This window comes from Paraburkholderia sp. 31.1 (assembly GCF_014397645.1).
Taxonomy (GTDB): domain Bacteria; phylum Pseudomonadota; class Gammaproteobacteria; order Burkholderiales; family Burkholderiaceae; genus Paraburkholderia; species Paraburkholderia tuberum.
Window position 1 is genome coordinate 1 of sequence record NZ_VZQN01000090.1, and the last position, 10015, is coordinate 10015.

General features: G+C 59.1%; 8 protein-coding genes and 1 pseudogene. 7 read left to right on the plus strand and 2 right to left on the minus strand.

What is annotated here, in order from left to right; genetic code table 11:
- Window positions 1-286 precede the first annotated feature (286 nt).
- Both F6X37_RS34470 and phaP read left to right on the plus strand, forming a co-directional pair.
- Window positions 287-511: a cold-shock protein gene (locus F6X37_RS34470; protein WP_187614490.1), complete on the plus strand. Its 225-nt coding sequence runs from the start codon at window positions 287-289 to the stop codon at window positions 509-511.
- Window positions 512-1268: 757 nt separating this feature from the next.
- Window positions 1269-1796: a TIGR01841 family phasin gene (phaP, locus tag F6X37_RS34475; RefSeq protein WP_187614491.1), complete on the plus strand. Its 528-nt coding sequence runs from the start codon at window positions 1269-1271 to the stop codon at window positions 1794-1796.
- Window positions 1797-2275: 479 nt separating this feature from the next.
- Here the strand turns inward: phaP and F6X37_RS34480 are convergent, their stop codons facing one another.
- Window positions 2276-2500 (minus strand): dodecin family protein, encoded by a 225-nt coding sequence (locus F6X37_RS34480; RefSeq protein WP_018419043.1) that lies wholly within the window; start codon window positions 2498-2500, stop codon window positions 2276-2278.
- 740 nt (window positions 2501-3240) lie between these two features.
- On the opposite strand from F6X37_RS34480, the gene F6X37_RS34485 reads away from it, so the two are divergent.
- The 5 genes and pseudogenes from F6X37_RS34485 (at window position 3241) to F6X37_RS34505 (ending at window position 7627) form a co-directional block, all read left to right on the plus strand.
- Window positions 3241-5001, plus strand: a complete 1761-nt coding sequence (locus F6X37_RS34485) for an ATP-binding protein (protein WP_187614492.1) — start codon at window positions 3241-3243, stop codon at window positions 4999-5001.
- Between the two features lie 275 nt (window positions 5002-5276).
- Window positions 5277-5568, plus strand: a pseudogene (locus F6X37_RS34490) (acylphosphatase).
- Between the two features lie 592 nt (window positions 5569-6160).
- Complete coding sequence (locus tag F6X37_RS34495) at window positions 6161-6598, plus strand: PleD family two-component system response regulator (protein ID WP_187614493.1); 438 nt, start codon at window positions 6161-6163, stop codon at window positions 6596-6598.
- A gap of 502 nt (window positions 6599-7100) precedes the next feature.
- Window positions 7101-7313: a hypothetical protein gene (locus F6X37_RS34500; RefSeq protein ID WP_187614494.1), complete on the plus strand. Its 213-nt coding sequence runs from the start codon at window positions 7101-7103 to the stop codon at window positions 7311-7313.
- Between the two features lie 56 nt (window positions 7314-7369).
- Complete coding sequence (locus F6X37_RS34505; RefSeq protein ID WP_262420136.1) at window positions 7370-7627, plus strand: hypothetical protein; 258 nt, start codon at window positions 7370-7372, stop codon at window positions 7625-7627.
- A gap of 1699 nt (window positions 7628-9326) precedes the next feature.
- Here F6X37_RS34505 and F6X37_RS34510 read toward each other — a convergent pair.
- Window positions 9327-9839 carry a hypothetical protein gene (locus F6X37_RS34510; protein ID WP_187614495.1) on the minus strand — a complete coding sequence of 171 codons (513 nt, stop codon included), beginning with the start codon at window positions 9837-9839 and terminating at the stop codon, window positions 9327-9329.
- Window positions 9840-10015 lie beyond the last annotated feature (176 nt).

The following is a 10015-nucleotide window of genomic DNA, read 5'->3' on the forward strand; positions in this document are numbered from 1 at the left end:
CACTTTCCGCTTCCGCAAAGCTGATCTGCCGCTTCATCGTCGATCGTCCGTCCCGTGAATTTCTTCTACAACGCCCTCGACCACATCTGCGATGACGGTCGCACCAAATAAATCAGTGTTTCCCTAGACGCGACGATGAAGGCGCGATTTGGAATTGGTATTGTGCAGTTCGCCCCGCTCGCTTATGACGCGGCTTGGGCGATGATGAACGCCATCAATGGTCCCTGTTACGCCATCGAACCCCAAAGTAGGAGCTTTTTCCCGAAAGTCAACTTACTCACGTTAGATGACGTGTCCCGGTGGCAACTCCACCCCAGCGACGGTCAAGTGGTTCAACGACGCGAAGGGCTTTGGATTCATTACGCCAGATGATGGCGGAGAAGACCTGTTCGCACATTTCTCTGAAGTCCAGGGAAGCGGCTTCAAATCGCTGCAAGAGAGCCAGAAGGTGAGCTTCGAAGTGGAACAAGGCCCGAAGGGCAAGCAGGCATCGAACATTCAGCCGCTGTAGGCGCGGGTCGTCGAATGTTTGAACCGGATGGCCCGCTCATGCGGGCCATCTGCTTTTCACCAGCATCTGCCGCTTCCGGCATCGATAACAGACACCGCAAGATGTCACCGCCATGACTCCCTGGCGCCTTTGCAACAGTGGTTTACGCGTAGCATGCGCGAAGTCGTGACGACAAGGGCTCAAAGCGCTGGCGGCCAATATCCAGACGATATACCCGATTGCATCTTTGGCCCGCGCCTATATACGATTATTGCCACGTCAGCGCCCCCAATGCGTTGCGTGTGTGTTCCGGCCGCAGCGATGTCTGCGGCTTTTTTTGCGCATTGCGGTACATGGAACACCGGGCTTTTCCGAAGTTGTAGCCCGCTGTTGCCGGATGGGCGGCTTCATTTTCGTCAACCCGCACCGCTGGCCGGCCCATTGGCGCCGTCATTGGCGGCTGTCTTCCGGGAAAGTACCTACTGAGCGCAAAGCGTGGCTTGTACTGACGACAGGCGTTTAGAACCACCCTGGGCTGCCAGTGCAAAGGGGCTTCCGGGTTGACAGACGTCCACCGCCAGGGCTAATTTGTGGCACTGCATGAATAAATAGTGCGTTGCAGTACAAGTCAGCGGAAAGTCCGGGTAGCCGCTTTCACCTGGCACGGTGGAGTGTCGGGGCCCTGCAAGGTCAGCGCAGATGCCCCTGCCACGCTCGTGTTCGGACTGCTAACAATGGTCGACACCCTTTTGCCTTTTTCCTGAATGGAGTGACTAGCATGAGTACCGTGGCCCCGGAACAGTTTGTTGCAGCACAGAAAGCACGTACAACAGCGCTTTACAGTCTTTTCGAAAGCGGTTTCAAAGGCTATGAAAAGCTGGTCCAACTGAATGTCGAAGCCACCAGGGCCAGTTTGGCCGAGAACCAGGCGGTTGCGACGGAGGCCGTTTCAGTTAAGTCACCCGAGGCGTTCTTCACCTTGCAATCGCGTCAGGCACAGGCAGCGAACGAGAAGCTTCAGGCCTACTGGCGGCATGTGAACGAAATCATGTCCGAGGCGAGCAGCGAAATCCTCGCGACCACCGAGAAGCAGATTGATGAGTACGTTCGGCAATCCCAGGCGTTCTTCGAGAACCTCTTCAGGAACGCGCCGGCGGGCAGTGAAGCATTTGTATCGCTCTGGAAGACGGGCTTCGGCGCTGCGCGTGACGCCGGAAATGCGACCTACGAGAATGCAAAGTCGGCGGCCAAGCAGGCTGTCGAAGTCATCGACAAAGCGGGCAAGACCGTCAGCGCGAAGGCGTAACAACCGGGTCCCTGAGTTGCGCGATTGGCGCCGCATAAGCAGTCGCGGAGGCTAGTCTCGCGGTTCGTCCCGACACGGCAATCGATGGACCTCGGTGAGCTGGACATGAGCCCCTGCAGCGCCACGTGCGAGTGGCTGTAGCGCTGCAGGCGGCCAATGTGAATACTCCTGCCGCATCGGCCAGCGGCGGTTTGACCGTGGCGCGACAGTAGCCGGGCCCGGATGGACTGCGCTATCTGCGATGCGACGAACGTGGTCGAATTTACGTGCGTTGAAGGCGAGCGCGTCCCGCCAGCTCGCAGCGACAAGGGGCGCAGGACGGACCGAAGCCCGCTGCGACGCAGTCATACCGCCCGGCTGAACTGCACGCTAGCGTGAGCATTCTGGGAGTTGCGCCGTCCGCAACTGGCGTACAAGCTCGATGCCGCAAACTTGCAGTATCGCAAGCCTCTTCTCTGCCGTGGTGCGGGGTCGCCGTTTCATGCTTCGTACTTGAACGACAAAGATACTCGCGCTCGGTATTCAACGACCTTGCCGCTATCGACCCTCATGTCGAGCTTACAGACTTCGGCGACTCGCAAATCACGCAGCGAGTTCGCTGCAATTTCCACAGCATTTTTCGCCGCATCCTCCCAGGAGGTTGGGCTGGTGCCGATAATTTCCGTGACGCTGTAGACGCTGGATTCGGTATCTTGCTTGGCCATGATTCTCGCTCCTCTGGGTTAGGAGGCACGTTTTCCGCACCTCAATGTTTTCATCATAGGCCGTCCTGCGTGTCACGCGTCGCTTGAAGTGGCAACGCGCGCTGCCAGAGTCCCGCCAGGATGCGGGCCAATTTCCAAGGGGAAGCCATGTTCGATTGCACACTGAAAGGCACGACACGTGCTGGCGCAACCGCCCACGAATGATTCTGCTCGCGGTGCCACCCGTGATGATGCAGCTACCGTGAAGCGGAGCGAGCCCGAAACTTCGAAGGTGACTCTGAACGTGTCTTTGCCGACGCCCAGGATGCAGTCATCACCGGGTACCGCACCGTCTCCGCAGTTCGCCCCTGACGCTCAGGACAGAAGCAACCGCTCCACGCTCCGTAGCGGGATATCGCATGTTCACTGTTCGGACATCCGTCCCGGTACTTCCGGGTGCGCTCCGTCGAGCAGACTATGAATCGCCTTTATCAACCGACCTATCGGGGCGGGCTTTAGCAGCAATACGTCCCATAGCGGCTCTTCAGGTTCAGGCGGCAGCGCGGCCGACACATGACCACCGGAATGTCGGCCGTCGCGGTGTCGCCCTTCAACCGTTGACAGAGTTCGACTCCGTCAACGCGCGGCATCTCCAGTCGGTCACGGCTTACCGGCCGGGTTTTGTGATGCAGCGCCTACAATTCAACCAGCATGGTAATTTCTTCCATGTAGCCACATACCCATTACAACCTGGAGACCCTATGGCCGGACTGTCTGCATCATCGGCAGCGGACCGCGCACGGCGTGAGGGTAGTCTCGTCACACCAACGCTCGACACGCGTGCGCATCGCCCACCCGACTATGCGGCAGAAAGCAGCGCGATGCACCGTCTGGCGCAGGCACTGACGTCGCCGGACGGTGCCATGCTGCAGACGCTCTCGGATATGGCACTGAGTCTGTGCGAAGCGGGCAGCGCGGGCATCGGCCTGCTGGAAACCGGCGCTGCCGGCGCCCTCGTGTTCCGCTGGGTCGCGGTTTCGGGTGCATGCGTGGCCGCTGTGGGCACCACCATCCCGACTGCAGACAGCCCGAGCGCCGTGACGCTCGAACTGGCTTCGGGACAACTGTTTTCGTTTCCCCGGCGCCACTTCGCCTGCCTGGAACACGTCTCTCCGGAGATTATCGAAGAGCTGGTTGTACCCATTCCGGGCGAACCCGAGCCGTGGGGCACCCTGTGGGTCATGTCCCACGACGGGGTACACCTTTTCGATGCGGAGGACCGCAGAATCCTGACCAGCCTTGCAAACTTCACCTGCGCGGCGCTCACCATGACCCGGGCGAAGGCTGACGCGGAAGCCCGGGCGGCAGAAGCGGAGGCCGCCGGGAATGCGCTGGCCCTGGCTGAAGCACGCAAGGACGACTTCATTGCGACCCTGAGTCATGAATTACGCAATCCCCTCGCGCCAATCGACGGTGCCCTGACGGCGGCGCGAAAGCTCGCGACAGACAATCCCGCCGTGTTGGCTGCATTGGGCATCGCTGACAGACAGATGCGGATACTGAAACGGCTCGTCGGCGACCTGCTCGACGCGTCCCGGATAAGGCATGGCAAACTGTCCGTGCGCCCGTCGTACGGGTTGCTCCAGGATATCGTGGCCGACGCGGTGACGGCGATGAAGGCCGACGCGAATAATGGTCTGCACCAGCTGCATGTCACTGTTCCCCCGTATCAGGTGACCGTTCATGCGGACGCGGCCCGACTCACCCAGGTCATATCGAATCTGCTGACGAACGCGGTGAAATACACGCCTCCCGGCGGCGACATCACGTTATCGGTAAAGGCACCGGACCTGAGCATCGCATCGATACGCGGCTCATCGCCCCGAACTGCGGTCATCACGGTGACGGACAACGGTGCGGGCATTTCATCTTCAATGCTGCCGCACGTCTTTGACATGTTTGCCCAGTCGGCGTCAGCACGCGGAAAGGCAGAAGGCGGACTCGGAATCGGACTGGCGGTCGTGAAGCATCTGGTTGCCGCACACAACGGCACGGTTATCGTTGCGAGCGCGGGCGAAGGTAAAGGGACGGAAGTCACCGTGCAGCTCCCGATTGTCTGCGAGAGCACGAGCGAGCCTGTCGTGACCGCGACACGCCCGATGGCGTCGAGTCGTATCCTCCTTGTCGACGACAACGCGGACACCATGGAGGCGCTGGCTACGTTGCTGGAACTCGAGGGGCATGAGGTGAAGCGGGCACAGAGCGGACCCGACGCGCTCTCGATAGTGGAATCATTTACTCCGGACGTTGCCCTGATTGATATCACGATGCCCGGCATGGATGGCCTTGAGCTTGCGCAACTGCTTCGCCTTCGGGCCCAGTGCTCCCAGACGAAGCTGGTTGCTTTAACGGGCTACACCGATGCCACCAGCAGATTCCAGACCGACGAACGGGTATTTGACTGCCATCTCACCAAGCCACTATCGCTCGATGACCTGGCGGATGTCATGCGGCGCTCGTAGAGCCTGATAGCCCGATGGCAAACGTTGAAGGCGAGTCTCATGGCGCCGCGCCACTGGACGCCGCTATCCCGCTGGACGGTTACGTGACTGTATGCGAATACGCATCCATTCGCGCAGCGCGGCTGCGGTACCGGAGCCGCATTTCCGGGACAGAGCGTTCTTCAGGTATTTCCAGACGATAGGCAGGCATGCGATTGCAGCCGGGCCACTTCAGTGAGGGGCGAAGCTGCGCGAACATTTTGCAAGGACTACACGCGTGGAAACTGACCACCAGGATGAGATGCTTGAGGCACCGGCTGGTGCAGCTGCGTGGTCAGGTGCAGGGCATTGGCTACCGGGAAGCGTGCGTACGTCAGGCTCGGGCGGTAGGCGTCACCGGCTGGGGTACGTAACCGCATGGACGGTTCGGTGGAGGTGATGCCGCAGGGTTCGCCGGAACAGCTTGCCACCATGAGCGCCTGGCTAAGCGAGGGCATGTCCGCAGCGCTGGTCGACGAGCTTGAAGTGACCGAGGTGCCGCCGCCGTTTGCCCGCTTTGACTACTTTGAGCGATTGCCCACGCTGTAAAGGCGAGCATTTCGACACAGCGGAAGATGTCGGGTTTTCCATCTGCAGCCCTGTCGGGCAGCGCCATCGCTGATGTCAACGGGATGGACCTCGGGGCCTTTCAGCTGCGGGGTCACCGCGCGCTTCGAGATACATACAACCAGGCGGTAGCGATATGCCAAACATCGAAGCCTGCCGCTGGCCCAACGGCCCAAAAATTCAACCTGTCCGCGCCGACCCACGACAATGACTTCGCTGGCGCTCCGTCCAGATAAGCTCCGACCCTCCGGTCGATGTCCTGCGGCCCGTCCCTGTCGAGAAGCACCTCAAACACAGAGGTCGGGCACGAACGGCACGGGGTCATCGCGGTCGAAACCCTCTGGTCAGACGACGCCACGCCGCGACCAATCCGTTGGGGTCCAGGAAAGTGGCCGCGTCCATAAGCTTCTCGCGGGAAGTTACTTAAGCGTACCCTTTCGTTGCGATTTAACAATTATGTATGTGCACACTGTGCCATTAACACCACTTTCAAGCCTTTGCCCGGCGGGGCGGCTGGAAGAATCCGGCACGGTCGTTGCGAGCCCTCCGTAAACGTCCTGTGTCGCATCTCGCCATGTCAACAGTCCTGCTAGTCGACGATGAGCCGGATAACCTATGGGTACTTCAGCTTCTTCTGGAAGAGCATGGCCATCACGTACTCTTCGCAGAAGATGGGGACGTGGCGCTGCGAAAGGCTGCCCGCCACGTTCCGGAACTGATTGTTACCGACTGGGAGATGCCCGGGATGAACGGGGTCGAACTGTGCGAACGTCTCAAGCTCTATCCGGCGCTTGCCCAGATTCCAGTGGTGATGGTTTCCGCCCGGGCTCCTCCGGAAGGAAAGGTGAAAATCTGGAACGCCTTTCTGCGCAAACCCATCGACCCAGATAGTTTTGACGCAACTCTGAGTTCGTTCCTGGCTAAACGGCTAAGGGATTTATCGAGACGCTCATTCCCTTCGGACCGCGCAATGTCCCGATGGCGGCCAATTTGTTCGAAGTGTTGGCCGTAGCCGGTTTTCAGATGGCCTGGAGGTGTCGGCTGGCATGCCCCAACGCGGAGGTCCCCGGCACGAACGGGCTCGGGGCTAACGGCGGAGATGCGGACGTACTACAGTCGTGACGGAATCGAGCCGTTTGCCTGAAGTCGCGAAGGAAGCGGTGGCCAAGGACCGCAGACTGCCTGGCAGATATGTCGCCCGCAGTCACGTGAACGACTGCATGCGGCTCAGGTTCGGCGCTGAGACTTCTCATGCTCTCAGCAGCATCGCATCCGACGACACCAATCATTTGGCAGATGTGTCGATGACACCAATATGAATGTGCCGCCGCGAAATATGTAGAGCTAACACTGGTTTTAACTGTCGCGCCTTTCGCGCAGAATGCCCCTTCGGCGTCAAATCTCAATATGGTTGCGTTCCGTTCGGATAACGAACTGCGGTGACGTCGCGCGATTGTGGTGAAGCGTCACCGACCCTTTCGCGCCGATGAAGGAGATGTAATGGAGATATCTCAATGACGGCGGCCGTTTCCACGTTACATCGAGGCTACCAACTTATCGCTATCGCGTGTCCCGCACACGGTGGTCTGCATGCCGCAGACCTTGTTATTGAGAAGCCCGGCCGTGCGCCGGAAACATTCGCCGCCCTGGACTACTTCTTCGACGACGAGCAGGCGTTGAAGTATGCGACCCACTGGGGACGAATCTGGGTCGACATGAATGCCTGAGGTCTATGTCACGCGGCAGCGTCGTAACAAGCACGGGCCAAACAATGGAGAATCGAATGCGTGATGTGCCGGATATCGAACCGTCGTCCTACGTCAACACCGAACAGAGGTTGAGGTTCCTCGCACGCGATGCCCAGAATCCCGGCGCCGCCATCGTCTATTGGTTAGGACGGGCCGAGCCATCGCGCGAGTTGAGCTTTTTCGATGCCATGCGAAAATTCGGCTCGCTGATGCAACTGGTTCTGCCCGACGAGCGCCCAGGCGTCTTCGTGAAACGCGATGCCGTGCAGAGGGTTAAGACTTCGGAACGGTGAAGCGACTCGTTTTCAAGGACGGCTCATGTCTGGATGTTCGGTATGCCGGGCCGTGTAGCGACCTGTGCGCCGAATGAACAGCGCGGGCATGCGTGCAGTTTGTCCCGAGACAGGCCGCCGCCCGAGACGCCGGCGCCGGCTTGTTCAGCCTTGGGCGGAACGAACTCTGGTGTTGCGGCTGAGACGTATCTCGACGCGACCGCGACGGGTTCCTGTTGCAATATCGAGTTGTCCATACCGGCGCCTTACCCGGATTGTCCATGTCATACAGCAGACTACAACGCCACTGTTGGAGTCTCGGATAAATGAAGCACGGCAAGTCGGACTTGCCAGGGCGCTGGCCTGGATAGATAGCCACGGGTAGTCGAATTCAACTTGGTCGGTGCCCTAACGTTTCGCTGGTCGCATCATCCGGTGTCGCTTTTATCGCTGAGCACCTCTTTTCTGTTCTGATACCTGCTCACGGGAGTCATACTGTCTAAAAGAGTCCCATGCAACTTATGGCTTTATATGTCAGAAGAAGTCTTCGATTGAATAATATGTAAAGACATATCTAGCGAATGATGTTTTTAACTTTTTCTCAAAGTCTGTAGCGGCGACTCACGCGGTCGGAAGCGAAAGCTCCGCCAACAAATGCACCGGCATAAAAGCGTCCTGTCCGGAACCTGCTTGCAACGTGACGCCAACAAGACCCGAAGACAATCGACCAAAAGGGACACACGGCGCAGAGCTACGCCGACGTAAGCGGCACTCGTACTGAGAGCCGCCGTCGACACTTCAGCTTGGCTTGAGTCTAGGCGGCCAGGAGAGCGCTCGCATCGCTGCTGCAGCGAGCATCTTCGATGACTTGCATGAGTGCTTCGAGGCAGAAGGGCTTTTGCAGACACACATCGGAGAGCCGGGCAAACTCTTCGTTGCTATCGCTGTCACCCGTCATGGAGGCAACAAAGGGCCGGGGGAAGACTGGCCTGTCCAGCAGCGACAGCGCGACGGCACTGCCGTTGATGTCAGGGAGGTTTTCGTCCAGGAAAACGAGTTCGAAAGCGCCGGCATGGAGCAGTTCCAGCGCAGTCTCCCGTCGTGCGCCATAACGGCGCGGTGACCAATGCAGTCCAGCAGGAAAGCCAGACTGTCCGCGACGAACTCATTATCGTCGAAGACGAGCACATTCATTCAATATTCTTATTACGTGAAGTTCGCGGCGCTGCCAAGAATGCTTCTTATGTAATTAAATATTATTAAATGGCGTTGCCAGTTACTTTTACTGATTAATACGTAGTATAACCACGGACCCGTTCAGCAGGCATTTAAATACGCCCTACGACGCGAAGGAGGAGGTCGACAATGTAACTAGGGACTAATGGAAGCAGCGGAGCCCCAAAGCCCCGGGTCTTCGCTTCAACGCGCCGGAGTGCCCCCGCCTAGCCTCACTCTGTCGCGCGGGCAATAACAGCCAGTCAGAAAGGCCTTGGAGTCAAATTTCCACGTCCGCGCTCTTCCACTGGCAGATAGTTCTGCTTATCTTCATACGTCAGTTGAATTGATAGTGGAGGTGTTGAAAGACTCGTCGACGTGGAGTGGAGGCTGAAACTGGTCACTGCACGGTCCGACGCTGCCGCGCGTTGGCGAGTTGCGTCCAGTTCATTCACGGCCTCAACTGTCGGGGAACTGTTGTACACGAGCGCATCTCTGTTAGCGTTCAATGCGAATGCCCGTGGCCGCCGCCACCGCCCCAGTAATGGCCGCCGCCCATACCACGCCCTAGGTATCCGTGCCCACCCCAGCCGCCATGACCGCCCCAACCGCCCCGGTATCCATGGCCCCAATAGCCGTGGTGGCCCCAGTAGCCGTGCCGGCCCCCTCCGTAACAGCATCCTCTCCAATAGCCGAAGCTCAGTGACACCGATGGTCCCCACCACGCGGGCCAGCCGTAGTACGGATACGCGACGGGGTAATACGCAGGCACGACGAAGACGGGCGCGGCTGGTGCGATATAGGTGTTCGTCGATGCAGTTACATCTGACGCGGCCGCACCGGTCGCGGCTGCGTCGGTCATCGAGAAAGGATATTGCTGCTGCGGCGCTGCCGCCGGCACTTCGCCGTACGGAACGTAGCCGTAGGGCACGTAGTAGTAGCAACCGGACAAAGCTGCGGACAGGACCACCACCGCAACGACGCCGCCCGCGCGCGACGTTGCATCCGGCGTTTTCATAACCAGCTCGGGGGACGCGACGTAACTTGCGCCGCGCCTTTGATACAGTTAGGGAAACACTGATTTATTTGGTGCGACCGTCATCGCAGATGTGGTCGAGGGCGTTGTAGAAGAAATTCACGGGACGGACGATCGACGATGAAGCGGCAGATCAGCTTTGCGGAAGCGGAAAGTGC